Here is a 26,728-nt window from a genome sequence, read left to right as displayed (position 1 = left end):
TTCACCGTTGTTATCGGCCGTTTTTGCCGATCCTTAATTTTTTGAGCATGTTTCCATGAATGAACAACTTCTATGAGTGAGCAACCTGCGGCCTGCCGCATCCACGTCGAGGCCCTGGCCCCGGCCTTCCAGCCGCAGGCCGAGCACTGGGCCGAGCGGCTTGGCCTGCCTTTGCAGGGCGGCGATGGCGAGTTTGCCTTGCAGGTCGGCGAACAGGGGTTGCAATTGCAGCAACTGGGGCCGGATGCGCCTGGGCCGGTGCGTGTGGACTTCGTCGAGGGCGGTGCCGCCCATCGGCGTTTGTACGGTGGCGGCAGTGGCCAGATGATCGCCAAGGCGGTCGGCATTGCCCAGGGAGTGCGTCCGCGGGTGCTGGATGCCACAGCCGGGTTGGGCAAGGATGCGTTTGTGTTGGCCAGCCTGGGCTGCGAAATGAGCCTGATCGAGCGTCAACCGCTGATTGGGGTTCTGCTGGAGGATGGCCTGGCTCGCGCAGCGGAGGACTTCGACGTGGCGCCGATCGTGGCGCGCATGCGTTTGCTCAAGGGCAACTCCATCGAAGTGATGCGCCACTGGGAAGGCGAGCCGCCCCAGGTGATCTACCTGGACCCGATGTTCCCCCATCGTGAGAAAACCGCCCTGGTGAAGAAGGAAATGCGCTTGTTCCGCCCCCTGGTGGGCGATGATCCGGATGCCCCGGCGCTGCTCGCCGCGGCCTTGGCCTTGGCAACTCACCGGGTGGTGGTCAAGCGACCGCGCAAGGCCCCGTGTATCGACGGGCCGAAGCCGAGCCATGGGCTCGATGGCAAATCCAGTCGCTACGACATCTACCCCAAGAAAGCGCTCAAGCCCTGAGCGCGCGTCGCCTGCATCGCGAGCAAGCTCCCACGATCTGTGTGTTCATCAAACCCTGTGGGAGCGAGCCTGCTTGCGATGAGGCCCTTCCAGCCAGCAGAAGGCTACCGGTCGAGCTAAGGCCGATAAGCCCGCATGAACAACCCCACCACTTCCTGCACATGAGCCTCGGCGCCTTCCGGTTCCGGGGCTGGGCCGCAACCAGACAACAACCGGAAATTCGCCGCGCCCTTGATCAGGCAGAAGAAATGCTCGGCGGCATTGCGCGGTTTATCGATGCTCAGGGCACCGCTCTGGTTGATCTTGATCAGCAGCCGCTCCATGCCTGAGAGCATCCGCTGTGGGCCTGCTTCGTAGAAAATCATCGACAGCTTCGGGTCCTGACTGCCCAGGGCCATGATCACCCGATGCAGGTTCACCGATTCCTCGCTGCTGATGAGTTGGTGAAAGCCACGGGCGATGTTCAGCAGCACGTGTTCGATCGGAACACCGTCCGGCCATTCGAAAAACAGCGTCGGCACCTGTTCTTCGCACTTGGCGATCACCGCAGCGGAGAACAGGGTCTCCTTGTCGTTGAAGTGACTGTAGACCGTCAGCTTCGAGACCCCTGCCTCGGTAGCGACGGCGTCCATGCTCGTACTGGCGTAACCCGTGCTCACGAACAGGCGCTTGGCCGCGTCGAGAATGGCCTGGCGCTTGGCCAGATCCTTGGGACGGCCGGGGCCGGAGGGGGGTGAAGGATTGTTCGACATTTTTTCGCTTTAATACTGGACTGGTGAGTTTGCTATTAATAACATACTCGCCAGTATAATTATTCCAAGCACCATTAGCGAAAGGTCACTCGCCATGTTCCGCTATGTCCTGCCCCTCGCCGTGCCAGTCACCTTGGCTTTTTTATTGTCTGCGTGTGGTCAGGACGAACCGGTCGCGGTCGCCGTGCGCCCTGCCATGGTGGTCAAACCACAGCCTTCAACCCAGGCGATGGACAGTTACCCCGGCGAAGTGCGGGCACGATTCGAGCCCGAACTGGCCTTTCGCATTGGCGGCAAGGTGAGCCGACGGCTGGTCGAAGAGGGGCAGCGGGTCAAGGCCAATCAACCGTTGGCCGAACTCGATCCTGAGGATGTGCGCCTGCAACTGGAAGCGACCCGTGCCCAGGTCGCCGCCGCCGAGGCCAACTTGAACCTGGTACGCGCCGAGCGTGACCGCTACAAAACCTTGATGGAACGGCAGATGGTCAGCCGCTCCAAGTACGACAATGCCGAGAACCTTTACCGCTCCGGCACCGCGCGGCTCAAGCAGATCAAGGCCGTGTTCGATGTCGCCAACAACCAGGCCGGCTATTCGGTACTGCGTGCGCCCCAGGATGGCGTGGTCGCCCGGCGTTCGGTGGAAGTCGGCCAGGTGGTGTCAGCCGGGCAAACCGTCTTCACCCTAGCCACCGACGGCGAGCGTGAAGTGCTGATCAACCTGCCGGAACAGGGGTTTGGCCGGTTCAAGATCGGCCAGCCGGTTTCGGTCGAACTGTGGAGCCAGCCCGGCCAGCGTTTCAGTGGGCGCATTCGCGAGCTATCGCCGGCCGCCGACCCCAAGTCTCGCACCTTCGCCGCCCGTGTGGCTTTCACCGCTGGCAGTGTTCCGGCCGAGTTGGGCCAGAGCGCCCGGGTTTCTATCCAGGCCGCCGAAAAGGTGCCGCTGTCGGTGCCTTTGTCGGCCCTGACGGCTGAAAGTGGCGCGACCTATGTCTGGGTGGTCAACGCCAACAACACCCTGAAAAAAGTCCCGGTGCGGGTCGGCGCCTTCGGCGAAAAGACCGTTCCGGTGCTTGAAGGCCTCAGCCCCGATGACTGGGTGGTGGCGGCCGGCGTGCATGTGCTCCTCGACGGCCAGCAGGTGCGGCCGGTGGATCGCTCTAACCGCCTGGTCAACTTGACGGCCAAGGAGTAATCCCCGATGGGTTTCAATCTTTCCGAATGGGCGCTGCGTAACCGCCAGATCGTACTGTTCCTGATGCTTTTGCTGGCGATCGTTGGCGCGCTTTCCTACACCAAGCTCGGCCAGAGCGAAGACCCGCCGTTCACCTTCAAGGCCATGGTCGTCCGCACCAACTGGCCGGGCGCCACGGCCGAGGAAGTCTCGCGACAGGTCACTGAGCGCATTGAAAAGAAGCTGATGGAAACCGGCGATTACGAAAGAATCGTCTCGTTCTCCCGACCGGGGGAGTCCCAGGTGACCTTCATGGCACGCGACTCCCTGCATTCGGCGCAGATTCCCGAGCTGTGGTACCAGATCCGCAAGAAGATCAGTGACATTCGCCACACCTTGCCGCCGGGTATCCAGGGGCCATTTTTCAACGATGAGTTCGGCACCACCTTCGGCAACATCTACGCGCTGACCGGCGAGGGTTTCGACTACGCCGTGCTCAAGGACTACGCCGATCGCATCCAGATCCAGCTGCAGCGGGTCAAGGACGTGGGCAAGGTCGAACTGCTCGGCTTGCAGGACGAGAAGATCTGGATCGAACTGTCGAACGTCAAACTGGCGACCCTCGGCTTGCCCTTGGCGGTGGTCCAGCAGGCCCTGGAAGAGCAGAACACAGTATCGAGCGCAGGCTTCTTCGAAACGAGCAGCGAGCGATTGCAGCTACGGGTTTCGGGGAATTTCCAGTCTGTGGAAGAGATCCGCAACTTTCCGATCCGGGTCGCCGATCGTACGTTCCGTATCAGTGATGTGGCCGATGTGCGCCGTGGTTTCAACGACCCACCGGCGCCACGCATGCGCTTCATGGGGGAGGACGCCATCGGCTTGGCGGTGGCTATGAAGGACGGCGGTGACATCTTGGTGCTGGGCAAGGCCCTTGAGGTCGATTTTGCCCGTATCCAGAACACACTTCCGGCCGGCATGCAATTGCGCAAGGTGTCGGATCAGCCCGCGGCGGTGAAGACCGGGGTCGGTGAGTTCGTCCAGGTGCTGGTGGAAGCGCTGACGATTGTGTTGCTGGTGAGCTTCTTCTCCCTGGGGCTGCGCACCGGGATGGTGGTGGCCCTGGCGATCCCGTTGGTGTTGGCGATGACCTTCGCCGCGATGTATTACCTGGGGATCGGCCTGCACAAGATTTCCCTCGGCGCGCTGGTCTTGGCGCTGGGGCTGCTGGTGGACGACGCGATCATTGCGGTGGAAATGATGGCGATCAAGATGGAGCAGGGCTTCGACCGGATCAAGGCCGCCAGTTTTGCGTGGACCAGCACGGCGTTCCCGATGCTCACCGGTACGTTGATCACCGCGGCCGGCTTCCTGCCCATCGCCACCGCGCAATCGGGCACCGGCGAATACACCCGCTCGATTTTCCAGGTCGTGACGCTGGCGTTGCTGGCGTCCTGGGTGGTTGCCGTGGTGTTTGTGCCGTACTTGGGTGAGAAGCTTCTGCCGGACCTGGCGAAAATTCACGCGGCCAAACATGGCACGGCTGACGGCCAGACCGACCCTTACGGCACGCCGTTTTATCAGCGTGTCCGGCGGATGGTGGAGTGGTGCGTGCGTCGCCGCAAAACCGTCATCACCCTGACCGTGCTGTTGTTTGTCGGCTCGGTGGTGTTGTTCCGTTTCGTGCCGCAACAGTTCTTCCCGGCCTCGGGGCGTCTGGAGCTGATGGTCGACCTGAAACTGCAGGAAGGCGCCTCCCTGAGCAACACCGCCGAGCAGGTCAAGCGCCTTGAAGCGCTGCTCAAGGACCACGAGGGCATCGACAATTACGTGGCCTACGTTGGCACCGGTTCTCCGCGTTTCTACTTGCCGCTGGATCAACAACTGCCAGCGTCCAGCTTCGCCCAGTTTGTGGTGCTGGCCAAGACCATCGAAGACCGCGAGCCCTTGCGCAGTTGGTTGATCGCGACCCTGAACGAACAGTTCCCCACCCTGCGTTCGCGGGTCACACGCCTGGAAAACGGCCCGCCGGTCGGCTACCCGGTGCAGTTTCGCGTCACGGGCGAGCACATCGAAGAGGTCCGCGCCCTGGCGCGCAAAGTGGCGGTCAAAGTTCGCGAAAACCCCTACGTGACCAATGTGCACCTGGACTGGGAAGAGCCGAGCAAGGTGGTGTACCTGAACGTCGATCAAGACCGTGCCCGAGCCCTGGGTGTCAGCACCGCCGGCCTGGCGAGTTTTCTGCGCAGCTCCCTCACTGGCTCCAGCGTCAGCCAGTACCGGGAAGACAACGAACTGATCGAAATCCTGCTGCGTGGCACGGTGCACGAGCGCACTGAGCTGTCGTTGCTGCCGAGCCTGGCAGTGCCGACCGACAACGGCAAGAGCGTTGCTCTGTCGCAGATTGCGACCCTGGAGTACGGTTTCGAAGAAGGCGTGATCTGGCACCGCAACCGCCTGCCGAGCGTGACCGTACGGGCCGATATCTACGGCAAGGAACAACCTGCGACCCTGGTGCAGCAGATATTCCCGACCCTGGAGCCGATTCGTGCGCAACTGCCGGACGGTTACCTGCTGGAGGTGGGCGGTACGGTAGAGGACTCGACCCGGGGCCAGAAATCGGTGAATGCCGGTGTGCCGCTGTTCATCGTGGTGGTGTTGACGTTGCTGATGCTGCAACTGCGCAGTTTCTCACGCACGGCCATGGTGTTTCTCACCGCGCCGCTGGGATTGATCGGTGTCACGCTGTTTCTGCTGGTGTTCCGCCAGCCGTTTGGTTTCGTCGCCATGCTGGGCACTATCGCGCTGTCGGGGATGATCATGCGCAACTCGGTGATCCTGGTGGACCAAATCGAACAGGACATCAAGGCGGGGCTCGCGCCCTGGCAGGCGATCATCGAAGCGACGGTACGCCGCTTCCGCCCGATTGTGCTCACCGCACTGGCGGCGGTGCTGGCGATGATCCCGTTGTCGCGCAGCCTGTTCTTTGGGCCAATGGCCGTGGCGATCATGGGCGGCTTGATCGTGGCCACGGCGTTGACGCTGTTGTTCCTGCCGGCGTTGTATGCGGCGTGGTTCAGGGTCAAGAAGACTTGAGCCGATTCTGATAGCACTGAAGATCAAGTGTGGGAGCGAGCCTGCTCGCGATAGCGGTGCAATAGCCAACAGAGATGTTACGGCTGATACCGCTATCGCGAGCAGGCTCGCTCCCACAGTGTTTTTGCGCTTGGCTTAGAGGGTACCAAACACCTTCTTCGCCAAACTGGTCGCCGCCGCCGCCGGGTTCTGGCGAATGGTGGCTTCCTGCTTGCCGATCATCTCGAACAAGCCGTCCAGCGCCTGCTCGGTCACGTAGTTTTCGATGTTGGCGCTCTTGGCGTCCAGCACGCCGAAGGTCGCGGCCTGGCCGGCGAAGGCATTGTATTTCTGCGCCAGGCCGACCTTGTCGGTGGCTTGCTTGACGATGGGCAGGAACTTGGCGCGGATCTGCTCGTGGCTGCTCTTGTTCAGGTATTGCGTGGCCGAATCGTTGCCACCGCTCAAGATGCCTTTGGCATCGCTTACGCTCATGTTCTTCACGGCATTGACCAGGATCGGCTGGGCCTGGACCACGGCGGCTTCGGCAGCCTGGTTCATGCTGGTTTCCAGCTGATCGACCTGCTCACCCATGCCGAAAGCTTTCATCTTGCTGGCGACTTTGCCGAGCTTGCCTGGCAACTCGATCTTCACATCCGGGTTGTTGCTGAAGCCGCCGGGTGTACCCAGTTGCTTGACCGCTACCTGCGCGCCTTGGGTCAAGGCGTCCTTGAGACCGCCCGTGGCGTCTTTTTGCGACAGGTCGCCCAGGGACAGGGCCATGGCATTGGCGCAGATCAGCAGACCTGCACACAGGCCGGTGAAACGGAGGGTTGAGCGAAGCATGATGGCGTCCTTGATGAAAGTTGGAAAAGGAATCAGCGTGCGGCGTTGACGCGGATCTTCAACGGCTGCGGATCCTTGCCATCGAGTTGCACGGCGTGTTGTTCAGTGGTGATGAACATCAACTGGCCGTCCACTTCGATGCGGGCGCTCACGGCATAACGATGGCCGGGCTTGACCTGGGCCGGATCATAACTGAGGTGGAACGGCAACGGGACCTGGCCTTTGATCGGGCCGCTCTGCTCATCGAGTACCACCGCAGGGGCGTCGGCCAGGGAAATGTCCTGCAGGCTCACGCTCAAGGTCGCGTTGGGCGGCAGGGCGATGCGTTGCAGATAGAACACTTCTCCATCGAGGTTCTGGGTGGATGCGTTGGGCGGGAATGACGACTGGCAAGCGGTCAGCAAGGCAATGAATGCGAACAGAACGAGTTTTTTCATTTGGAAGTACCTTTTTGCTTTGACGCCAGCAACGTGTTGGCGTCAGAGCGAATCTGGAGCATCAAGAGGTAAAAATCCAGCCGAAGCGTCACTGCCCAGGTGATTCTTTCACCCCTCGATGCGTGAAACTCAAACGCCAAACGCACTGCCTATTCTTGAATAGGTGGGTTTATGGAGCATATGTATTAAACCGAAGTCATCAGTATCTCGATCGGTTTCAAGTAATTGGCGCGAGGGTCGACGGTATGAGTCTTTTTAGTGATGAAACGTAGTTCCCCCTCCGTTTCGATACGCACCCTGATCCCATAGGTATGATTTTCGATAATATCCGATTCGGGCACTCGGAGTTCGAAACCCAGGCCGGCGGTTTCGGCGTTTTTAATAACGCAAGTGACAACGGTTTCAGCCGGTGCGTCAGCGACACTGATATCTTCAAGGAACGCATAGAGAGTTGAGTCGGGAGCCAGGCTGATTTTTTCCAGATAGTAGGCGATGCAAGAAATGTTGTAGTAGTTGTCCACAGTAATGTCCTTATATTAAGTTTTTTGCCGTCAGTGGCGCGGGATGACACCAGCAACATGCTGGCGTCAAAGAGATGGGAGGCGCAGGTTCATACCCAATTGAACGTTGCGACTCAGGAGCCGAACGAGAGTTGCTGAGTGGTTTCGGTGTTCGATACTGGCGCAAGGGTCAGATTGACATCAACTTCCTGATCACCACCGTTCCAGATAAAGGTCTGGGGGGTATCAAGAAATAATGGGGTGGGGCTATTGATTTGCACTTTCAGCGAAAACTCCTCCCCTTTGGTGGCAACATCGCCATCAACGGTCAGGCTGACGATCCATGGCATTTTAGGTATTTGGTTGGAGCCACTACCACCGGAGGTATGCGGTGTTGTGAAGCTGATGTGAGTACCACCGCTTTCGGGTAGTTTATAGCCGTCAGGCAGGTGAATGGATGCTGTAATGGTATGTAAGCTCATGCTGAATTCCTTTTCAGTACGTCGACATTGACGTGAGCTCATCCTAGGGGCCTGCTCCAAAGTTCTCTGTAGGTCTTTTCTTTGTTTGACGTCGTCTTAGCCGCTTCGCAGCGTCGGAGTAGGCTCGTTAACTGCCCCATCAACTCACCGGAACCGTTCCATGGCTCTCGGTGAGAGATCGACAGTCTTCAACTGTCGGGGCTGACGGCGACCTCCGCGGCATCTTCACTGCGATGCAGCGCCACCTGGCGGATCGACAGGCGAATTTCCGCCGGCAGCACCCGCTTGGCCGCGCCTTCGGCCAGTTCGCCCAGCAACTCGTGGTAGCTGAGTTTACCGACCTCGTCGCGGCGCAGCACATCGAGGTCGAGCATCGTCTGGATGAAGTGGCGGAACAGGCTCTTGTCGAAGAACTCCGGCGCATTCAGGCCATGCAGGATCGACAGGCGCTGGGCCATGACGGTGCAGAGGTCCTCCAGTTCTTCGGCGCTGATGGTGTTCTGGCCGCTGTTGAGCAGCAGCGAAACGGTCATGTAAAAGCGTTGCAACGTCTGGGCTATACTTTTTGACAGCAGAGTCAGCAGCACGAAATGCCGCGAACTCGGCGCCGGACGCAGGTACAGGTCCTTTTCGAAACGCAGCAGGCCCTGTTCGACGAATGCTTCGAGCCACTGGTCGACCACGCCGTCGAGTTCTTCCAGCGACCAGCGAATGAACAACTCCGATTGCAGGTACGGGTACAACGCATGGGTGTAGCGCAGGATCTGCTCGCGGCTCATGCGCGAGCTGCTCTGGAAGAAGCTCGCCAGCAACGCCGGCAGGGCGAAGATGTGCAATACGTTGTTGCGGTAGTAGGTCATCAGTACCGCGTTCTGCTCATCCAGGTACAGGATCTTGCCCAGTGCATCGCTCTGTTCCGACAGCAAATCCATGCCTTTTACATGTTCGATCAGCGCCCGGCCATCGCCTTCGGGCAGGGTGGTGTGGGGTGAGTACGGGACTTTGCGCAACAACGCCAGGTACAGGTCGAGCACCCGCGCCATAGCGCGGTCGTCCAGGGCCAGGCGGCTGGTGGACAGCAGCGCCAGGGCGACGAGGTTGACTGGGTTGATCGCCGCGGCTTCGTTCAGGTGACGGGCCACGCGCTCGCCGAGGCGGTGGGTGGTCGCGTTGAGCCAGGCCGGTTTGAATTGCGGGCCCAGTTCCTGTTGGCGCCAACCCGGCTGTTCGCCGTCGAGGAACTCCGCCAACTTGATCGGTTCACCGAAGTTCACCGCCACCTGGCCAAAGCGTTGTTTGAGGGCGCCGATGACCTTGAAGATGTCGAAGATCGATTCTTTTTTCTTACTGGCCCCGCGCAGTTCGCCTAGGTAGGTGCGGCCCTCCAGTACCCGCTCATAACCGATGTAGACCGGCACGAACACGATGGGCATGCGCGACGAGCGCAGGAAGCTGCGCAGGGTGATGGCGAGCATGCCGGTTTTGGGTTGCAGCATGCGTCCGGTGCGCGAACGCCCGCCCTCGACGAAGTACTCCACCGGAAAGCCTTTGGTGAACAGCGTGTGCAGGTATTCGTTGAACACGGCGGTGTAGAGCGGGTTGCCCTTGAAGGTGCGGCGCATGAAGAACGCCCCGCCACGGCGCAGCAGGCTGCCGATTACCGGCATGTTGAGGTTGATGCCTGCGGCGATGTGCGGCGGCGTCAGGCCGTTGCGAAACAACAGGTATGACAGCAGCAGGTAGTCGATGTGGCTGCGGTGGCAGGGCACGTAGATGACTTCGTGGCCTTGGGCGACGTGCTGCACGCCTTCGATGTGGTTGACCTTGATGCCGTCGTAAATCTTGTTCCAGAACCAGCTCAGCACCACTTCCAGGAAACGGATCGCGGTGTAGGTATAGTCCGAGGCAATCTCGTTGCCGTAGCGCAGGGCCTGGGCCTTGGCTTTTTCGGCGGAGATGTTTTCCCGCTCGGCTTGCTCGGCAATCGCCTGCTTGACCAGCGGCTGGTTCAACAGGCCCTTGACCAGGTTGCGTCGGTGGGAGATGTCGGGGCCGATGACCGCGGCTTTCAAATTGCGGAAGTGTACCCGCAGGATCCGCTGGGCCATGCGCACGGTGCGTTCGTGGCCCTTGTCGTGTTCGATCAGCTCGCGCAGGTGGATCGGCGCGGAGAATTGCACGCGGGTCTTGCGCCCCAAAATCATGATGCTCAACAGGCGACGCAGACGCCCAGTGACCGCCCAACTGTCGGCGAACAACAGCTTCCAGGGGCTGGATTCGCTATCGGGCGACTGTCCCCAGAACACGCTGACTGGAATGATCTGGGCGTCTTCGGCGGCATTGTGGGTCAGGGCGTTGACCAGCCGCGTCAGGGTCGGCGGCGCACCGCGCTTATCCTGGCGCCCGACCCAGTCCGGTGCTGGCGTCAGGTAGAAAAAGGCTGCCGGTTCCAGCAGGTTGCCCACCGAGACGGGCAGCACCGGACGGGGCAGACCGGCCTTGGTGCATTCGGTGTCGAGCACCGCCAGGTCAGTGAGCGAAGGATCTTGCAGGACGTAGAGCACCGGACGACTGCGGTCGAGGTTGAGGGAGAAGGACGACTGGTTGATCGTTTCGGAGCGAACCCAGAGGTACAACAGTCGGCGCAGGGTGCCAAACACAAGACGGCGGAAGGGGGAGCGGGTCATACGGCTTCTGCATGAGTGGATAAAACCGAGCGGCTGCTCGGGCCCGCTAGTGTGCCGGATTCATCGAAAATCGGCAAAAAGCGCCGAAATAAAGTCAGTTGAGAGTTTTCTCGGGTGTCATATACTCGGCCAGTGACTGCCACGGCCTTCCTTATGGAGGGACATGTGGTGGCTGAAGTTCGTACGGCTTTGCCTTTTGCGGTTGGGCGGGAAAAGCCGACTCAAAAAATAAAAATGGGAGTGAGCACCATGGCAGCACGGGAAACCGGCAGTGTGAAGTGGTTCAACGACGCGAAGGGCTACGGCTTCATCCAGCGTGAAGGCGGGGCGGATGTGTTCGTGCATTACCGCGCCATCCGCGGTGAAGGCCACCGTTCGCTGACCGAAGGCCAGCAGGTCGAGTACGCGGTCGTGGAAGGGCAGAAGGGCTTGCAGGCTGAGGATGTGGTGGGGTTGTAACCCCACTCTTGAAGCCATAGTAGATGCCCTGTGGGAGCAAAGCTTGCTCGCGACAGTGGTAGGTCAGCATGCATCGATGTTGAATGTACCTCCACCATCGCGAGCAAGCTTTACTCCCACAGCGCTCCCACATTTGGGGCTAGGCTGCACCTGAGACTGGCGTCACGCCGTCTTCCAGGTAATCTCTTCTTCCCCATCGGCACTGATGCGAATCCAGCGATCCGCCGATTCCTCGCCTTCTTCCTCGACCCATGACCCAGGCGCGCAGCGCACTTCGACGTTCAATGCGGCGAAGGCGGCGCGGGCGCAGGCGATGTCGTCTTCCCACGGGGTCTGGTCACTTTCCAGGTACAAGCTGTTCCATTTACCCACGGCCTTGGGCAGCCAGGTCACCGGGATGCTACCGGCCTTGCACTTGTAGGTCTGGCCTTTCTGGACCCAGTCGCTGCACGGGCCCAGGGCCTGGCCGAGCCAGGCGGCGATGGCCTTGTGGTCGACGTCGGCGTCTTTGAGGTAAATCTCGATATCGGGTTGGCGCATGGATGTCCTCGCTGCGGTCTTGAAAAATCCATTCGCGGATTTAACTGGCCCCGAACGGTTGCCCGGGGCCCGGAATCAAAGGGTTATTGAAGAACGAAATAATCGTAGCGCATCGATACCGTGACCTGGAACGGTTCGGCCTGCTCGATCACGCTGGCGCGGCGTTCGGCGCTGGCGCGCCAGCCATGGGGTGTCATGGCCAGCAGGTTGGCGCGGTCCTGGCCACTGTCGAGGGTCAGTTTGAATTCGAGGGTTTCGCTGTGATCCAGCATCATGCCTGGCGGCACCAGGGCCAGGTGCTTGTCGTCGGTGTACTCGCGCACTTCGTCGTACAGGCGCTCGCGCAATTCCATCAGATGGCCGGCGGTGGGGCCGACTTTCATCAGGCCGCCGCCGGAGCTGAGCAGGCGTTTGGCTTCCTGCCAGTCCAGCGGGCTGAACACGCTGGCCAGAAACTGGCAGCAGCCGTCCGCCAGCGGCACTCGGGCCATGCTGGCGATCAACCAGGTCAGCTGCGGGTTGCGTTTGCAGGCACGCTTGACCGCCTCGCGGGAAATGTCCAGGGCGTAGCCATCGGCATGGGGCAATGACTCGGCGATCTGCGCGGTGTAATAGCCCTCGCCACAGCCGATGTCCAGCCAGCGCCCGGGCGCGCGTTCGACGGCAAGTTCGGCCAGGCGCCGGGCGACCGGGGCGTAATGCCCGGCGTTGAGAAAGTCGCGCCGGGCTTCGACCATCGCCTGGTTGTCGCCGGGGTCGCGGCTGTTCTTGTGTTGCACCGGCAGCAGGTTCAGGTAACCCTGCCGCGCGCGGTCGAACCGGTGGCCGGCCGGGCACGCCACGCCGTTGTCCACCGCGTTCAGCGGTTCACTGCAGATCGGGCAGGCGAGCATCAGGCGAGCAACTTGATCAGCGTCTTGTAGTAGATCTCGGTCAGCACATCGAGATCAGCGGCCAGCACGCGTTCGTTGACCTGGTGGATGGTCGCGTTGACTGGCCCCAATTCCACCACTTGCGTGCCCATGGTGGCGATGAAGCGACCGTCGGACGTGCCGCCGCTGGTGGACGCTTGGGTCTCGCGCCCGGTGACGTCCTTGATGCTCGACGATACGGCGTCGAGCAGCGCACCCGGTTCGGTGAGGAACGGCAGGCCGGACAGCGCCCAGTCGATGTGCCAATCCAGTTGATGCTTGTCGAGGATATCGGTGACGCGTTGCTGCAGGCCTTCGACGGTGGATTCGGTGGAAAAGCGGAAGTTGAACACCGCCACCAGGTCACCGGGGATCACGTTGGTCGCGCCGGTGCCGGAGTTGAGGTTGGAGATCTGGAAACTGGTCGGCGGGAAGAAGTCGTTGCCATGGTCCCAATGTTCGGCGGCCAATTCTGCCAAGGCAGGCGCGGCCAGGTGGATCGGGTTCTTCGCCAGGTGTGGATAAGCCACGTGGCCTTGCTTGCCGCGCACGGTCAACTTCGCGCCGAGGGAGCCGCGCCGGCCGTTCTTGACTACATCACCCACCAACGTGGTGCTCGACGGCTCGCCGACGATGCACCAGTCCAGTCGTTCCTGGCGGGCCTTGAGGCGCTCGATCACGGCTTTGGTGCCGTGGTGGGCCGGGCCTTCTTCGTCACTGGTGATCAGGAATGTCAGCGAGCCCTTGTGGTCCGGGTAGTCGGCGACGAATCGCTCGGCCGCCACGACCATCGCTGCCAGGCTGCCCTTCATGTCCGCCGCGCCACGACCGCAGAGCATGCCCTGTTCGTCGATGACCGCATCGAACGGGTCGAGCTGCCAGGCCTGCACCGGACCGGTCGGCACCACATCGGTATGTCCGGCGAAGCACAACACTGGACCGTCATGCTTGCCATGGCTGGCCCAGAAGTTATCCACGTCCTCGATGCGCATCGGCTCGAGCGTAAAGCCCGCGTTGCCCAGGCGCTGCATCATCAGTTTCTGGCAATCGGCATCCAGCGGCGTCACGGACGGACGGCGGATCAGGTCGCAGGCGAGTTGCAGGGTCGGCGAGAGGTCGGCGTGGGCCGTCATGAAAAACTCCGAAAGCATGGAATAAAGGCGCGGATTTGTGGGAGCGGGCTTGCTCGCGAAGACAGTGTGTCAGTCGATATCTTCATTGGCTGACACACCGCTTTCGCGAGCAAGCCTGCTCCCACAAGTCCTGAGGTTGGCCGCTGAAGTGTATTTGACCAAGGCTCGCAAAATGGCGGTTATCTTATAGCAAAACGACCACCATGGGCCCTGGTGCTGGTCAGTTGGAACACAAAACCTGTGGGAGAGAGGTTTTGCTTAATTTGCCACGGCAAAGCCCTATAATGCGCGCCGGTTTTTGGGGTAATGGTCATGAGTACAGAAGATCCACGGTTTGCCGGTATCGCCCGTTTGTATGGCATCGAAGGCCTGGAGCGCCTGCGGGCGGCCCATGTGGCGATTGTCGGCGTTGGCGGTGTCGGTTCCTGGGCGGCGGAAGCCATCGCCCGTTGCGGTGTGGCCGAGATCTCGCTGTTCGACCTGGACGATGTTTGCGTCAGTAACGCCAACCGTCAGTTACATGCCCTGGACACCACCGTCGGCAAACCCAAGGTCGACGTGATGGCCGAGCGGCTGCGTGGGATCAACCCCGACTGCACCGTGCACGCAGTGGCCGACTTCGTCACCCGCGACACCATGGCCGAATACATCACGCCGAACATCGACTGCGTGATCGACTGCATCGACAGCGTCAATGCCAAGGCTGCGCTGATCGCCTGGTGCAAGCGCCGCAAAATCCAGATCATCACCACGGGCGGCGCAGGCGGGCAGATCGACCCGACGCTGATCCAGGTCTGTGACTTGAACCGTACGTTCAACGATCCGCTGGCCTCCAAGGTGCGCTCCACCTTGCGCCGCGACTACGGCTTCTCCCGCACCGTGACCCGCCATTACAGCGTGCCTTGCGTGTTCTCCACCGAACAACTGCGCTACCCGAAACCGGACGGCAGCATTTGTTTGCAGAAGAGTTTTGTTGGCGACGGCGTCAAGCTCGACTGTGCCGGAGGGTTCGGCGCGGTGATGATGGTGACGGCGACGTTCGGCATGGTTGCGGCGACCAAGGCTGTGGATAAGATCGTGGCGGGGGTGCGGCGGCCGGCTGACCGGACCAAGCCCGGAGAGTGATCGCTCTTGTGGTGAGGAAGCTTGCTCCCACTGGGTTCTGTAGGCGCTGCCGAAGGCTGCGATCTTTTGATTTTGATCTTTCGCTTGCGATTCAATTGTCTGGGACAAGGTCGCAGCCTCGTTGCACTCGACAGCTCCTACACAGCTCCTACGGGCGCAGTCCAGCGGGAGCAAGTTCCCTCGCCACAATCATTGCGTCAATTCGCGCATCCGCTGGAGGACCGCATTCAATCCATTGCTACGCGACGGCGACAATTGCCGCGACAATCCCAACTGATTGAACCAGTCAGGCAAGTCCACCTGTTGTAGCTCAACGGCGGACAGCCCATTGACCCGCGCCAACAGCAACGCCACCAGCCCACGGATCAACCGCGCATCGCTGCTGGCGCAAAACTGCCAGTGCCCATCGTGCAACTGACCCACCAGCCACACCTGACTTTCACAACCGTGGACCAGGTTGGCCTCGCACTTGTCCTCGTCGCTCAGCGCCGGCAAACGTTCACCCCATTGCATCAGCAGTCGGGCGCGTTGCTCCCAACCTGACGCGTCCTGGAAAATCTGCAGCGCGGTGGCGGCCTCGGCAGGCAGGTTCATCGCAGCATCTCCAACGCCTGGTCCAGGGCCTCGAAGAAGCGTTCGATGTCGGCGGAGTCGTTGTACAGCGCCAGCGACACTCGGATCGCCCCGGACAGCTGCAAATGCTTGAACAACGGCATCGCGCAGTGATGCCCAGCGCGCACGGCGATGCCTTGCTCGGTCAGCAGGTGTGCCAGGTCGGCGTTGTGAATGCCTTCGACCACGAAGCTGACCAAGGCCACGCGCGGGTTGCCCACCAGGCGAACGCCGTTGCGGGCCAGCAGGCCATGGAGCAGGTAGTCATGCAGCGCCGCCTCATGCTCGATGACCGCCAGCGGGTCGAGGTCGGACAGGTAATCCAGGGTCGCCCCCAGGCCGATCACGCTGGCAATCGGCGGCGTGCCCGCTTCGAAACCCAGCGGCGCCGGGCGGAAGCTGGCGCTGTGGTAATCAGCCTGTTGCACCATTTCGCCGCCGAACTGCCAATGACGCAGGTTGCCGAGGGCTTCGGTTCGGCCAAACAGTACGCCCAGCCCATCGGGGCCATAGAGTTTATGGCTGGAAAACACATAAAAGTCGCAGCCCAGCGCCTCCACGTCGTGGCGGCCATGAACCACGCCTTGGGCGCCGTCGATCACCGTCAGCGCGCCTTGGGCCTTGGCCAGTGCCAGCAGCGCCGGCACCGGCTGCCAGGCCCCCAGCACATTGGATAACTGGCTCACCGCCAGCAAGCGCGTACGCGGGCCGATCAGTTCGGCGGCGGCGCCAGGGTCGATAACCCCGTCGGCATCCAGTGGCAACACCACCAGTGTCAACGAACGGCGCTTGGCCAGTTGCTGCCACGGCAGCAGGTTGGCGTGGTGTTCCAGGGCGCTGATGACGATCTCGTCGCCCGGGTTGAATAGATGTTCCAGCCCGTAGGCCAGCAGATTCAGCGCCGAAGTGGCGCCGTGGGTGAAGACGACTTGCCCGCAGTTTTCGGCATTGAGCCATTGCGAGACCTTGAGGCGGCTGTCCTCGAACGCCTGGGTGGCATGAGCACCCGGCAAATGCTGCGCTCGGTGCACGTTGGCCGCGCCATTGGCGTAGTAATGCGCCAGGGCGTCCAACAGGGCTTGGGGTTTTTGCGTGGTGGCGGCGCTGTCCAGGTAGGTCTGGCCTTGCCGTTGCAGGGCGGCGATGGCCGGGAAATCGGCGCGCCAAGGGGATGGAATCAACATGCTTTCGGGCCCTGCTGGAATGACGCCGGACCTTGTCGGAGCGGGCTTTATGTGGGAGCCGAGCTTGCTCGCGATGAACGATGACGCGGTCTTGCAGTAAAACCGTGTCGCTGCCATCGCGAGCAAGCTCGACTCCCCCAAAAAAGGCTCGCTCCCACAGGTGAGGGTGTGAAGCTTAGTTGTGGGCGTGCAGTGCTTCGTTCAGCTCGATGGCCGATTTATGGGTCTTGCATTCCACCGCGCCGGTCTCGGAATTACGGCGGAACAACAGGTCGGGCTGGTCGGCCAGCTCGCGGGCCTTGACCACTTTGACCAGTTGGTTGTTTTCGTCCAGCAGGGCGACTTTGGTGCCGGCGGTCACGTACAGGCCCGACTCCACGGTGTTGCGGTCGCCCAGCGGGATACCGATGCCGGCGTTGGCGCCGATCAGGCAGCCTTCGCCCACCTTGATCACGATGTTACCGCCGCCCGACAGGGTGCCCATGGTCGAGCAACCGCCGCCCAGGTCCGAGCCCTTGCCGACGAATACGCCCGCCGAAACACGGCCTTCGATCATGCCCGGGCCTTCGGTGCCGGCGTTGAAGTTGACGAAACCTTCGTGCATCACGGTGGTGCCTTCGCCCACATAGGCGCCCAGGCGGATCCTCGCGGCATCGGCGATACGTACGCCAGCCGGGACCACGTAGTCGGTCATTTTCGGGAACTTGTCCACCGCGAACACTTCCAGCAGTTCGCCACGCAGGCGGGCTTCGAGCTGGTGTTCGGCCAGTTCGCTCAAATCGATCGCGCCCTGGCTGGTCCAGGCCACGTTCGGCAGCAGAGGGAAGATGCCGGCCAGGTTCAGGCCATGAGGCTTGACCAGGCGATGGGACAGCAGGTGCAGCTTGAGGTAAGCCTCAGGCGTGGAACTCAGTTGGGTATCTTCGGCCAGCAGCGTGGCGACCAGTGGCTTGTGGCTTTCGGCCAGGCGGGTCAGCAGCGCGGCTTGCGCGGCATCGACACCCTTGAGGGCTTCTGCCAGTTGCGAGGCCTGGGCGGTGGTGAAGGTGATGGCTTGGTTGCCGTCGCTGTAGCCGAGAATCGGTGCGATGGCTGCGACGATGTCCGCCGACGGTTTGAGCTGCGGCTGTGCGTAGAACACCTCCAGCCAGGCGCCTTCACGGTTTTGAGTGCCGACACCAAAGGCCAGGCTGAACAGGGTAGTGGACATGAAATTACCTCTACAAAATGGACTGGGCAGGCTTACTTGATCTCTGCCGCATAAATATCTGGCTTGAAGCCAATCAGGGTTCGGTCACCGAGATCGAGCACCGGGCGCTTGATCATCGAGGGTTGGGCGAGCATCAGTTCGATGGCTTTCGGCTGGTCGAGATCGGCTTTGCGTTCGTCGTCGAGTTTGCGAAAGGTCGTACCGGCACGGTTCAACACCACTTGCCAGCCATGCTCGTTGCACCATTGGGTCAGGTGCTCACGGTCGATGCCGGCAGTCTTGTAGTCATGAAAGTCGTAGTGCACAGCGTGATCATCGAGCCAGGTCCGCGCCTTTTTCATCGTGTCGCAGGCTTTGATGCCGAAAAGGTGCAACGTTTTGCTTGAATCGGTCAAGGAATTGCCCCCTTTGCAGGTGCTGAAAATAAAAGGTGAAGGATTATGCCATGACCGGACGGTTTCGCGACGGCCCAGGTTGATGCGTTGCAAAACCCGTGGGAGCGACATAGGCGGTTGCTTTGAGCTCCTGCAACCGCCCAGTGTTTTCTATCAACTGCTCATGGCTGCAAGCCGCCTGCTAGTACATACCATGTTGCCCATCACCGTGAGGAGTCTTATGGGACCGTAATAGCGAGAACCGCCAAATTTCCCACTATGCCGAGAACCGCCCACGCAAATGCTACCAGCGCCTTGAATACCTTCCATGGGAGCAAAGCTTGCTCGCGATAAATCGAAAGGCAAATACAAAAATCCCCTCGCCACAACAACGCTTATGCGTGAGCCTCTTCCTGCTCGGGCACCAACCGTACTTCCACCCTTTGACCCAACGCACGCGCTGCGCTGGCAAGTGTTGCCAGCGTCATTCCCGCATCGTTCTGGTCTAGTGCGCGATCAACAGCAGTGCGACGGGTGTGCATCCGCTGTGCCAAGGCTTTTTTGGTCACTTTCTGAAGCTTCATTGCTTCGGCAATCTGCCAGGCAATAACGCGTTTGAGCGCAGCTGCGCAAACCTCTTCGGCGATACCTTGCTCGGCGAGGAAGTCGTCAAAATCAGATCCGATGTGCTTGTTCATGTGCTGTGCCTCATAGTCTTGCTTTGCGCTGCTTGGCGGTTGCCATGTCGGTGGTTGGCGTTTTTGACTTTTCTTTATGAAAGCGTGGAGTAGAACCATGTCCGAGCCCACCACAGTGAAGAGAACGCGGGCGATGGTATCTGCGAGGTCAATCCTGACCTCCCATAACCCAGTGTCCAGCTTGCGAGCCACCGGCATACCTATAGGCCAACCAATCTGAACGGTTTTGATGTCAGTCCCGATCATCCGTCTATGCTCGCGAGGCAGGTCAGTCAGCTATTCGCGAACGGGCTCATTCCCGGCGTCTGTGCGGAAGAAACGTACGTTCAGTATGGGGGCAATATCAACCATGAACGGAGTGTACCGAAATAGGTGCATTGCGCAGCCCAGGTATTACTGAGGATTTGTACGGGGGACAGGTGGTTGGTACGGATGCTGCTGTTGGGGCCGCTGCGCAGCCCAGCGGGAGCAAGCTCCCTCGCCACAGCAGCGGTCCGCCTCAGTGCGGTACAGTCATCAACCCCGACGCTGGATGAACGCGCGGATTCGCTCCGCCGCTTCCACGCATTCGGCCAGCGGCGCAACCAGGGCCATGCGCACGCGCCCGGCGCCTGGGTTGACGCCATCCACGTCGCGGGACAGGTACGAGCCCGGTACGACCGTCACGTGTTCTTGTTCGAACAGGTCCCTGCAGAACGCCGCATCATCGCCCGCTACGTTCGGCCACAGGTAGAAGCTGCCATCGGGGCGTTGCACGTCCAGCACCGGGCTGAGAATCTCCAGCACGGCATCGAATTTCTCCCGGTACAGCGCGCGGTTGGCGTGTACGTGCACTTCGTCGTTCCACGCGGCAATGCTCGCCAGTTGGGTCTGAACCGGCATCGCGCAGCCGTGGTAGGTGCGGTACAGCAGGAAACCCTTGAGGATGTCCGCGTCGCCGGCGACGAAGCCGGAGCGCAAGCCTGGCAGGTTGGAGCGTTTGGACAGGCTGTGGAACACCACGCAGCGCTTGAAATCCTTGCGGCCGAGTTCGACGCAGGCGCTGAGCAGCCCCGGCGGCGGGGTTTGTTCGTCGAAGTACAGTTCGCTGTAGCACTCGTCCGCGGCGATCACGAAGTCATATTCGTCAGCCAGGGCGATGAGTTTCTTCAGTTCGTCCACCGGGATCAGTGCGCCGGTCGGGTTGCCTGGGGAGCACAGGAACAGGATCTGGCAGCGTTTCCAGATGTCCGGCGATACGGCATCGAAATTCGGATTGAAGCCGTTCGCGTCCAGGCACGGCAGGTAGTGCGGCTTGGCCCCGGCCAGCAACGCTGCGCCTTCGTAAATCTGATAGAACGGGTTCGGGCTGACCACGAGGGCGTCGTCGCCACGGTTGACCACGGTCTGGGTGAAGGCGAACAGGGCTTCGCGGGTGCCGTTGACCGGCAGCACATGACGCGCCGGGTCCAGCCAGTCGTTCGGTACGTTGAAACGACGTTCGCACCACCCGGTGATGGCTTCACGCAACTCCGGGATACCGAGGGTGGTCGGGTACACGGCCATCTTTTCCAGATTGCTGGCCAGCGCTTGGGCTACGAAGCTTGGCGAGCGATGCTTGGGTTCGCCGATGGACAGGGCGATCGGGCGTTTGTCCGGATTGGGCGTGACGCTGCCCAGCAAGGCGCGGAGCTTTTCGAACGGGTAGGGCTGCAACTGGTTCAGAGCGTTGTTCATCGAGGGCCTCTTTCAATGTGGGAGCGAGCCTGCTCGCGATAGCGGTGTGTCAGGAAACATCAATGCTGGATGTTCCGCCGCCATCGCGAGCAGGCTCGCTCCCACAGGGGGAAATGTGTTCGTTCAGATGCTGATGCGTGTCAGGTGAGTATCGGGTTCCTGGTTGACGCTCAAATGCCGCACGATCGCTTCCTGTAGCCGGCTGCACAGTTGTGGATCGGACAGCGGCTGCTTATGTGCGTCGGTGATGAAAAACACGTCTTCTACCCGTTCGCCGAGGGTGGCGATCTTGGCGTTTTGCAGCGACAGGTCGAACTCCAGGAAAATATGGCCGATCCGCGCCAGCAGGCCCGGGCGGTCCGGTGCGCTGAGTTCCAGCACGGTGACCTGGCGCTGGGCGTCGTTGTGGATCGTCACCTGGGGCGCGAAGGCGAAATGCTTGAGCTGGCGCGGCACCCGGCGCTGGATGATGGTCGGGTAGTCCGCCGGGTTGCGTAGGGCTTCGGTGAGGCCGTCGCGAATCTGCTTGACCCGCGCCGGGTTGTCGCCAATCGAGTCGCCGTCGGTGTCGAGCACGATGTAGGTGTCGAGGGTGAACTGGCTGCTGGAGGTAATGACCCGGGCGTCATGGATGTTGAGGTTGAGCTGGTCCATCGCCGCCACAGTCACGGCGAAGAAGTCGTGCTGGTCCGGCGCGTAAATGAAAATCTGCGTCCCCCCCTCGAACTCGCGCTGGGTGGTCTCCTTGATCAGTACCAGCGGCCCGCCATCGGCCGGTTGCTGCAGGATCGCGTCGCTGTGCCAGGCCACGTCGCCGGCGGTGTGGCGCAGGAAATAGTCATCGCCCAATTGCGACCAGAGTTGCTCGACGTCGTCCGGGTCGGTGCCACCGCGTACCAGGATGTCCAGGGCGGCACTTTGGGTGCGACGGATCTGCTCTTCGCGATCCACCGGGTTTTCCAGGCCGCGACGCAACGCACGCTTGGTCTCGGTGTAGAGCTGGCGCAGCAGGCTGGCGCGCCAGGAGTTCCACAGGGTCGGGTTGGTGGCGTTGATGTCGGCCACGGTCAGCACGTAGAGGTAATCCAGGCGTGTTTCATCGCCGACAATCTGGGCGAAGTCGTGGATAACCTGCGGGTCGGACAAGTCCTTGCGCTGGGCGGTGGTCGACATCACCAGGTGGTTCTGCACCAGCCAGACGACCAGCCGGCTGTCCCACAGAGGCAGTTTATGGCGTTGGCAGAATGCCTCGGCATCCACCGCACCAATCTCGGAATGGTCGCCCTGGCGGCCCTTGCCGATGTCGTGGTACAGCCCGGCCATGTAGATCAGCTCGGGCTTGGGCAGCTTGGCCATGAGCTTGCTGGCCAGCGGGAATTTCTCCGACACCTGGGTGTACTGCAACTTACGCAGGTGCTTGATCAGGTTCAGGGTGTGGGCATCGACCGTATAGATGTGGAACAGGTCGTGCTGCATCTGTCCGACGATGAAGCCGAACTCTGGCAGATAACGCCCGAGGATCCCGTAGCGGTTCATGCGTCGCAGGTTGCGGTGCACGCCGATCTTGCACTTGAACAACTCGATGAACAGGCTGGTGTTGCGGATGTCGTGGCGGAAATCTTCATCGATCAGGTGACGGTTTTCCCGCAACAGGCGAATGGTGTCGGCGCGCACACCTTTGATCTCCGGCTGCTGGGCCATGAGCACGAAGATTTCCAGCATGGCGAAGGGGGTTCGGCGGAACACATAGTCGTTGCGCGCCTCGATGTAGCCGTCGTGCAGTTGGAAACGTGAGTTGATCGGCTGCGACGGTTCTTCGTCGTCGGGGGCGAGGATGACTTCCTCGAAGTGCTGGATGATCAGTTCGCTGAGCTGGGAAATGCTCATCACCACGCGGTAGTACTGCTGCATGAAGTTTTCGATGGATTGCTTGGCATCCTGCCCCTCGAAACCCAACAGGCTGGCGATGGAACGCTGGTGGTCGAACAGCAGGCGGTCCTCGGAGCGCCCGGCCAGCATGTGCAGGGCGTAGCGGACCTTCCACAAAAACTCCTGGGACGAAGCCAGCAAGGCGTTTTCGCTTTCCACCAGGAAACCTTCACCGGCCAGGGCGCGCAGGTTCAGCGTGCCGTACTGGCGGCGGGCGACCCAGAGGAGGGTCTGGATGTCCCGCAGTCCGCCGGGCGAGCCCTTGATGTTGGGCTCCAGGTTGTATTCGGTGTCGTTGTACTTGTGGTGGCGGGCCTTTTGCTCTGCGCGCTTGGCCAGGAAAAAGTCCTTGCTGGGCCACATGTGTGCCGTGCTGGTGACATCGAGCATGCGCTGGCGCAGGTGCTCGGGGCCGGCGATGGTCCGGCTTTCCATCAGGTTGGTGATCACCGTCAGGTCGGCGCGGGCCTCATCGGCGCATTCCTGCACCGAACGCACGCTTTGGCCGACTTCCAGGCCGATGTCCCACAGCAGTGTCAGGAACCGTTCGATGGAGTCGCGGAAAACCTCATGATCGGCGCTGTCCAACAGGATCAGCAGATCGATGTCGGAGTAGGGGTGCAGCTCGCCGCGTCCATAACCGCCCACCGCTACCAGGGCGATGTCGGCATCTTCGCTCCAGTCGAACTGCTCCCAGGCCTTTTGCAGGATGTTATCGACGAACCAGGCGCGGTCCTCGATCAGTCGTCGAATGTCCCGGCCATTGCGAAAGCGCTGGTCGAGCACTTCGTGGGCCTGGCGGATCGCCTTCTTGAACGCCGAGATGGGGCTCGCCTTCAGGGCCCGTTCAGCCTGGAACTGGCCGCGATCGAAGAGTTCGGGATCCACCTGCGGCATTGAATGACTTTCCTTTCTCTCTATATCTATAGGCTGGGTTCGGATCAGGCGGAAACGCGAGGGATGGTGTCATCGCCGCGCAGGGTGAAAATCTCGTATCCGGTCTCGGTGACCAGCAAGGTGTGTTCCCACTGGGCCGACAGCTTGCGGTCCTTGGTGATGGCGGTCCAGCCGTCGCCCAGTACCTTGGTGTCGGCGCGGCCCTGGTTGATCATCGGCTCGATGGTGAAGGTCATGCCCGCCTGCAGTTCCATGCCCGTGCCGGCACGGCCGTAGTGCAGGATCTGCGGCTCTTCGTGGAACACCTTGCCGATGCCATGGCCGCAGAACTCGCGCACTACCGAGAAGCCGTTTTTCTGCGCGTGCTTCTGGATCACTTCGCCGATGTCTCCCAGGCGGCAGCCCGGTTTCACCAGTTCGATGGCCATGTACATGCATTCCTGGGTGACCTTCGACAGGCGCTCGGCCCATTCCGGCACGTTGCCGACATGGAACATGCGGCTGGTGTCGCCGTGAAAGCCGTCCTTGATGACGGTGACGTCGATGTTCAGGGTGTCGCCATCCTTCAACGGTTTTTCGTTGGGGATGCCGTGGCAGACCACGTGGTTGATCGAGGTGCAGATCGACTTCGGGAAGCCTTTGTAGTTGAGCGGGGCCGGGATGGCTTTCTGCTCGTTGACGATGTAGTCGTGGCAGATGCGGTCCAGCTCTTCGGTGGTCACGCCAGGCTTGACGTGGTCGGCGATCATCTCCAGCACATCGGCGGCGAGTTTGCCGGCGACACGCATTTTTGCGATGTCCTCGGGAGTCTTGAGGGTAACGGTCATACAGGCTCTCTCTGCGCCCGACGGCGCTGTTCAAAGCGAAATGGGCGGCGGATGATGATTCACGTGGCCCTGTAAAGAGCCGATTCTAACAGACGATCGGCACAAAGAGCTCCCCAGCCCGAACTCTGTGGCAAGGGGAACCCCGCTGGCGCCCGCCCGTACCCGTAGGAGCTGTCGAGTGCAACGAGGCTGCGATCTTTCCCCAGGCGCTTGAGTCTCAAGCGAAAGAGCAAAAGATCACAGGCTTCGCCAGCTCCTACAAAGCCCAGCGGGGCGGTGCGACGCTTCGCTAAGTTCCTTGCCACAGAGGATTTCAGAATCCGTATTCCGTTTTCGCCCTTGCTGTGGTATAAAATGCGCCGCTTTCCGGGGATGACCCCGTAAGCTTAAATCCACACACGTGTCGACACGATGACCTGGGTGCCTTTGGCTTATTTAGCCGCTGGTTGGTCATTGGGATACGTGGAGGCCAAACCCGACTTATCAAGGAACTATCATGTCCCAAGTCAATATGCGCGATATGCTGAAGGCCGGTGTGCACTTCGGTCACCAGACCCGTTACTGGAACCCGAAAATGGGTAAGTACATTTTCGGCGCGCGTAACAAGATTCACATCATCAACCTTGAAAAAACCCTGCCGATGTTCAACGAAGCACTGACCTTCGTAGAGCGCCTGGCCCAGGGCAAAAACAAGATTCTGTTCGTCGGCACCAAGCGTTCCGCTGGCAAGATCGTTGCTGAAGAAGCAGCACGTTGCGGTTCGCCGTACGTCGATCACCGCTGGTTGGGCGGCATGCTGACCAACTTCAAGACCATTCGCGCTTCCATCAAGCGTCTGCGTGACCTTGAAGTCCAGTCCGAAGACGGTACTTTCGCCAAGCTGACCAAGAAAGAAGCGCTGATGCGCACTCGCGATCTTGAGAAGCTGGACCGCTCCCTGGGTGGTATCAAGGACATGGGCGGCCTGCCTGACGCACTGTTCGTGATCGACGTTGACCACGAGCGCATCGCGATCACCGAAGCCAACAAGCTGGGTATCCCGGTCATCGGTGTTGTTGACACCAACAGCAGCCCGGAAGGCGTTGACTACATCATCCCAGGCAACGATGACGCCATCCGCGCCATCCAGCTGTACATGGGTTCGATGGCTGACGCTGTTATTCGTGGTCGCAACAACGTGAATGGCGGCACCGAAGTCTTCGTTGAAGAAGCTCAGGCACCGGCAGCAGCGGCTGAGTAATTGACGCCCTGGCGTTGACTCAGTAAGCAAAAAGGGGGCTTGGCCCCCTTTTTGCCACCTCGGAAACCATTTGCCGCCAGCGCAGTGACTTGTTTGTAACCTGCAGCGGCCTATAAGCAGTGGTTTTCCAGGAAGAATTGATCGCCCGTTCGATCGGGTGGAATGGTTGAAAACCTATCCAAGAGGATTTTGAAATGGCAGAGATTACTGCAGCGTTGGTCAAAGAACTGCGCGAGCGCACCGGCGAAGGCATGATGGACTGCAAGAAAGCCTTGACCAAGGCTGGCGGCGACATCGAAAAAGCCATTGATGACATGCGTGCTTCGGGCGCCATCAAGGCTGCCAAGAAGGCGGGCAACGTCGCCGCTGAAGGCGCCATCGCCATCAAGGACGACGGCAAGGCTGCCGTTCTGCTGGAAGTTAACTCCCAGACCGACTTCCTGGCTCTGCAGGATGACTTCAAGGCATTCGTCGCTGCCAGCGTCGAAAAAGCCTTCGCTGACAAACTGACCGACGCAGCTCCGCTGATCGAGTCTCAGGAAGAAGCGCGCCTGGTCCTGGTTGGCAAGACCGGCGAGAACGTCAACATCCGCCGTCTGGTTCGCGTTGAAGGTGACGTGGTCGGTACCTACCTGCACGGCAACAAGATCGGTGTTGCAGTTGTCCTGAAGGGCGGCGATACCGAGCTGGCGAAAGACATCGCCATGCACGTGGCTGCAACCAACCCTGAGTTCCTGCTGCCTACGGACGTTTCGGCTGAAGCGATCGAGCGCGAGAAGGGCGTTTTCCTGCAGCTGAACGAAGAGAAGCTCAAAGGCAAGCCTGCTGAAATCGCAGAAAAAATGGTCAGCGGCCGTATCTCCAAGTTCCTGGCCGAAGCCAGCCTGGTTGAGCAGGCTTTCGTCAAGAACCCGGAAGTCAAAGTTGGCGACCTGGCGAAGAAAGCCGGTGCTGAAATCGTTTCCTTCACCTACTTCAAAGTGGGCGACGGCATCGAGAAGCCGGTTGACGACTTCGCTGCTGAAGTTGCTGCCCAGGTAGCTGCTGCCAGCAAGCAATAAGACGGTT

The 26,728-nt window shown here is 60.7% G+C and carries 24 protein-coding genes and 1 pseudogene; 7 read left to right on the top strand and 18 right to left on the bottom strand.

The window, feature by feature from the left end:
* The first annotated feature begins 72 nt into the window (after positions 1–72).
* Entirely contained in the window at positions 73–855 is a 783-nt protein-coding gene (locus tag AACY42_RS03070) for a class I SAM-dependent methyltransferase (protein WP_339476341.1), read from the top strand.
* Positions 856–971: 116 nt separating this feature from the next.
* Here AACY42_RS03070 and AACY42_RS03065 read toward each other — a convergent pair whose 3' ends face one another.
* Complete coding sequence (locus AACY42_RS03065) at positions 972–1,607, bottom strand: TetR/AcrR family transcriptional regulator (protein ID WP_339476335.1); 636 nt, start codon at positions 1,605–1,607, stop codon at positions 972–974.
* Between the two features lie 94 nt (positions 1,608–1,701).
* Here AACY42_RS03065 and AACY42_RS03060 point away from each other — a divergent pair, with 94 nt between their 5' ends.
* Positions 1,702–2,802 (top strand): efflux RND transporter periplasmic adaptor subunit, encoded by a 1,101-nt coding sequence (locus tag AACY42_RS03060; RefSeq protein WP_339476333.1) that lies wholly within the window; start codon positions 1,702–1,704, stop codon positions 2,800–2,802.
* A gap of 6 nt (positions 2,803–2,808) precedes the next feature.
* On the top strand, positions 2,809–5,874 hold the full coding sequence (locus AACY42_RS03055; protein WP_339476330.1) for an efflux RND transporter permease subunit: 3,066 nt from the start codon (positions 2,809–2,811) through the stop codon (positions 5,872–5,874).
* A 135-nt stretch (positions 5,875–6,009) separates the two neighbouring features.
* On the opposite strand, the gene AACY42_RS03050 is transcribed toward AACY42_RS03055, so the two are convergent.
* The 5 genes from AACY42_RS03050 to plsB all read right to left on the bottom strand — a co-directional run bounded on the left by AACY42_RS03050 (position 6,010) and on the right by plsB (position 10,805).
* Complete coding sequence (locus tag AACY42_RS03050; RefSeq protein WP_339476327.1) at positions 6,010–6,699, bottom strand: DUF4197 domain-containing protein; 690 nt, start codon at positions 6,697–6,699, stop codon at positions 6,010–6,012.
* A gap of 32 nt (positions 6,700–6,731) precedes the next feature.
* Complete coding sequence (locus AACY42_RS03045) at positions 6,732–7,136, bottom strand: YbaY family lipoprotein (protein ID WP_339476325.1); 405 nt, start codon at positions 7,134–7,136, stop codon at positions 6,732–6,734.
* Positions 7,137–7,321: 185 nt separating this feature from the next.
* Positions 7,322–7,657 (bottom strand): YbaY family lipoprotein, encoded by a 336-nt coding sequence (locus AACY42_RS03040; protein WP_339476323.1) that lies wholly within the window; start codon positions 7,655–7,657, stop codon positions 7,322–7,324.
* A 113-nt stretch (positions 7,658–7,770) separates the two neighbouring features.
* On the bottom strand, positions 7,771–8,118 hold the full coding sequence (locus AACY42_RS03035; protein WP_339476320.1) for a hypothetical protein: 348 nt from the start codon (positions 8,116–8,118) through the stop codon (positions 7,771–7,773).
* Positions 8,119–8,306: 188 nt separating this feature from the next.
* Positions 8,307–10,805 (bottom strand): glycerol-3-phosphate 1-O-acyltransferase PlsB, encoded by a 2,499-nt coding sequence (gene plsB, locus AACY42_RS03030; protein WP_339476317.1) that lies wholly within the window; start codon positions 10,803–10,805, stop codon positions 8,307–8,309.
* A 249-nt stretch (positions 10,806–11,054) separates the two neighbouring features.
* On the opposite strand from plsB, the gene AACY42_RS03025 reads away from it, so the two are divergent.
* Positions 11,055–11,264 (top strand): cold shock domain-containing protein, encoded by a 210-nt coding sequence (locus AACY42_RS03025; protein WP_003198198.1) that lies wholly within the window; start codon positions 11,055–11,057, stop codon positions 11,262–11,264.
* 162 nt (positions 11,265–11,426) lie between these two features.
* Here AACY42_RS03025 and AACY42_RS03020 read toward each other — a convergent pair whose 3' ends face one another.
* From AACY42_RS03020 to dapE, 3 genes are all read right to left on the bottom strand, one after another.
* Positions 11,427–11,804, bottom strand: a complete 378-nt coding sequence (locus AACY42_RS03020) for a hypothetical protein (RefSeq protein ID WP_053182357.1) — start codon at positions 11,802–11,804, stop codon at positions 11,427–11,429.
* Between the two features lie 83 nt (positions 11,805–11,887).
* A complete protein-coding gene (locus AACY42_RS03015) occupies positions 11,888–12,697 on the bottom strand; it encodes a putative RNA methyltransferase (RefSeq protein ID WP_339476309.1) in 810 nt (269 codons plus the stop codon).
* Positions 12,697–13,848, bottom strand: coding sequence for a succinyl-diaminopimelate desuccinylase (dapE, locus tag AACY42_RS03010; protein WP_339476306.1), 1,152 nt, complete (start codon positions 13,846–13,848; stop codon positions 12,697–12,699). Before dapE ends, AACY42_RS03015 begins: the two co-directional genes overlap by 1 nt.
* Positions 13,849–14,154: 306 nt before the next feature.
* Between dapE and tcdA the strand changes: the two genes are divergently transcribed.
* On the top strand, positions 14,155–14,973 hold the full coding sequence (tcdA, locus tag AACY42_RS03005; protein ID WP_339476305.1) for a tRNA cyclic N6-threonylcarbamoyladenosine(37) synthase TcdA: 819 nt from the start codon (positions 14,155–14,157) through the stop codon (positions 14,971–14,973).
* Positions 14,974–15,162: 189 nt separating this feature from the next.
* Here tcdA and AACY42_RS03000 read toward each other — a convergent pair whose 3' ends face one another.
* From AACY42_RS03000 to map, 9 genes and pseudogenes are all read right to left on the bottom strand, one after another.
* Positions 15,163–15,567 carry a SufE family protein gene (locus AACY42_RS03000; RefSeq protein WP_339476303.1) on the bottom strand — a complete coding sequence of 135 codons (405 nt, stop codon included), beginning with the start codon at positions 15,565–15,567 and terminating at the stop codon, positions 15,163–15,165.
* Complete coding sequence (locus tag AACY42_RS02995; protein WP_339476301.1) at positions 15,564–16,769, bottom strand: cysteine desulfurase; 1,206 nt, start codon at positions 16,767–16,769, stop codon at positions 15,564–15,566. The genes AACY42_RS03000 and AACY42_RS02995 overlap by 4 nt, the downstream gene beginning before the upstream one ends.
* A gap of 175 nt (positions 16,770–16,944) precedes the next feature.
* Positions 16,945–17,979, bottom strand: a complete 1,035-nt coding sequence (gene dapD / locus AACY42_RS02990; RefSeq protein WP_339476299.1) for a 2,3,4,5-tetrahydropyridine-2,6-dicarboxylate N-succinyltransferase — start codon at positions 17,977–17,979, stop codon at positions 16,945–16,947.
* A 32-nt stretch (positions 17,980–18,011) separates the two neighbouring features.
* Positions 18,012–18,374, bottom strand: a complete 363-nt coding sequence (locus AACY42_RS02985) for an ArsC family reductase (protein WP_046065315.1) — start codon at positions 18,372–18,374, stop codon at positions 18,012–18,014.
* 374 nt (positions 18,375–18,748) lie between these two features.
* Positions 18,749–19,051: a Fis family transcriptional regulator gene (locus AACY42_RS02980; RefSeq protein ID WP_339476298.1), complete on the bottom strand. Its 303-nt coding sequence runs from the start codon at positions 19,049–19,051 to the stop codon at positions 18,749–18,751.
* A 10-nt stretch (positions 19,052–19,061) separates the two neighbouring features.
* Positions 19,062–19,327: pseudogene (locus AACY42_RS02975) on the bottom strand (type II toxin-antitoxin system RelE/ParE family toxin).
* 240 nt (positions 19,328–19,567) lie between these two features.
* Positions 19,568–20,767, bottom strand: a complete 1,200-nt coding sequence (gene dapC / locus AACY42_RS02970; protein WP_339476297.1) for a succinyldiaminopimelate transaminase — start codon at positions 20,765–20,767, stop codon at positions 19,568–19,570.
* A gap of 123 nt (positions 20,768–20,890) precedes the next feature.
* On the bottom strand, positions 20,891–23,593 hold the full coding sequence (locus AACY42_RS02965; protein ID WP_339476294.1) for a [protein-PII] uridylyltransferase: 2,703 nt from the start codon (positions 23,591–23,593) through the stop codon (positions 20,891–20,893).
* A 44-nt stretch (positions 23,594–23,637) separates the two neighbouring features.
* The gene (gene map, locus AACY42_RS02960; RefSeq protein ID WP_339476292.1) at positions 23,638–24,420 is read right to left on the bottom strand and encodes a type I methionyl aminopeptidase; all 783 of its coding nucleotides are present in this window, start codon (positions 24,418–24,420) and stop codon (positions 23,638–23,640) included.
* Positions 24,421–24,916: 496 nt separating this feature from the next.
* Here map and rpsB point away from each other — a divergent pair, with 496 nt between their 5' ends.
* Complete coding sequence (rpsB, locus tag AACY42_RS02955; protein WP_339476291.1) at positions 24,917–25,660, top strand: 30S ribosomal protein S2; 744 nt, start codon at positions 24,917–24,919, stop codon at positions 25,658–25,660.
* Positions 25,661–25,854: 194 nt separating this feature from the next.
* Positions 25,855–26,721 carry a translation elongation factor Ts gene (gene tsf / locus AACY42_RS02950; protein ID WP_339476289.1) on the top strand — a complete coding sequence of 289 codons (867 nt, stop codon included), beginning with the start codon at positions 25,855–25,857 and terminating at the stop codon, positions 26,719–26,721.
* Positions 26,722–26,728: the final 7 nt, after the last annotated feature.

The sequence above is a fragment of the Pseudomonas sp. RL_5y_Pfl2_73 genome (assembly GCF_963970515.1).
In the GTDB taxonomy this organism is placed as follows: Bacteria; Pseudomonadota; Gammaproteobacteria; order Pseudomonadales; family Pseudomonadaceae; genus Aquipseudomonas.
Note: the sequence above shows the minus strand (reverse complement) of the source record. Positions and strands in the feature narration are given on the sequence as shown.

Coding starts and splice junctions, on each gene's coding strand:
- rpsB (WP_339476291.1), top strand. CDS start 24,917: ATGTCCCAAGTCAATATGCGCGATATGCTGAAGGCCGGTGTGCACTTC.
- AACY42_RS03035 (WP_339476320.1), bottom strand. CDS start 8,118: ATGAGCTTACATACCATTACAGCATCCATTCACCTGCCTGACGGCTAT.
- dapC (WP_339476297.1), bottom strand. CDS start 20,767: ATGAACAACGCTCTGAACCAGTTGCAGCCCTACCCGTTCGAAAAGCTC.
- tcdA (WP_339476305.1), top strand. CDS start 14,155: ATGGTCATGAGTACAGAAGATCCACGGTTTGCCGGTATCGCCCGTTTG.
- AACY42_RS03025 (WP_003198198.1), top strand. CDS start 11,055: ATGGCAGCACGGGAAACCGGCAGTGTGAAGTGGTTCAACGACGCGAAG.
- AACY42_RS02965 (WP_339476294.1), bottom strand. CDS start 23,593: ATGCCGCAGGTGGATCCCGAACTCTTCGATCGCGGCCAGTTCCAGGCT.
- AACY42_RS03050 (WP_339476327.1), bottom strand. CDS start 6,699: ATGCTTCGCTCAACCCTCCGTTTCACCGGCCTGTGTGCAGGTCTGCTG.
- plsB (WP_339476317.1), bottom strand. CDS start 10,805: ATGACCCGCTCCCCCTTCCGCCGTCTTGTGTTTGGCACCCTGCGCCGA.
- AACY42_RS02995 (WP_339476301.1), bottom strand. CDS start 16,769: ATGTTGATTCCATCCCCTTGGCGCGCCGATTTCCCGGCCATCGCCGCC.
- dapD (WP_339476299.1), bottom strand. CDS start 17,979: ATGTCCACTACCCTGTTCAGCCTGGCCTTTGGTGTCGGCACTCAAAAC.
- AACY42_RS03060 (WP_339476333.1), top strand. CDS start 1,702: ATGTTCCGCTATGTCCTGCCCCTCGCCGTGCCAGTCACCTTGGCTTTT.
- AACY42_RS02980 (WP_339476298.1), bottom strand. CDS start 19,051: ATGAACAAGCACATCGGATCTGATTTTGACGACTTCCTCGCCGAGCAA.
- AACY42_RS03065 (WP_339476335.1), bottom strand. CDS start 1,607: ATGTCGAACAATCCTTCACCCCCCTCCGGCCCCGGCCGTCCCAAGGAT.
- dapE (WP_339476306.1), bottom strand. CDS start 13,848: ATGACGGCCCACGCCGACCTCTCGCCGACCCTGCAACTCGCCTGCGAC.
- tsf (WP_339476289.1), top strand. CDS start 25,855: ATGGCAGAGATTACTGCAGCGTTGGTCAAAGAACTGCGCGAGCGCACC.
- AACY42_RS03045 (WP_339476325.1), bottom strand. CDS start 7,136: ATGAAAAAACTCGTTCTGTTCGCATTCATTGCCTTGCTGACCGCTTGC.
- AACY42_RS03020 (WP_053182357.1), bottom strand. CDS start 11,804: ATGCGCCAACCCGATATCGAGATTTACCTCAAAGACGCCGACGTCGAC.
- AACY42_RS03015 (WP_339476309.1), bottom strand. CDS start 12,697: ATGCTCGCCTGCCCGATCTGCAGTGAACCGCTGAACGCGGTGGACAAC.
- AACY42_RS03000 (WP_339476303.1), bottom strand. CDS start 15,567: ATGAACCTGCCTGCCGAGGCCGCCACCGCGCTGCAGATTTTCCAGGAC.
- AACY42_RS03055 (WP_339476330.1), top strand. CDS start 2,809: ATGGGTTTCAATCTTTCCGAATGGGCGCTGCGTAACCGCCAGATCGTA.
- AACY42_RS03070 (WP_339476341.1), top strand. CDS start 73: ATGAGTGAGCAACCTGCGGCCTGCCGCATCCACGTCGAGGCCCTGGCC.
- map (WP_339476292.1), bottom strand. CDS start 24,420: ATGACCGTTACCCTCAAGACTCCCGAGGACATCGCAAAAATGCGTGTC.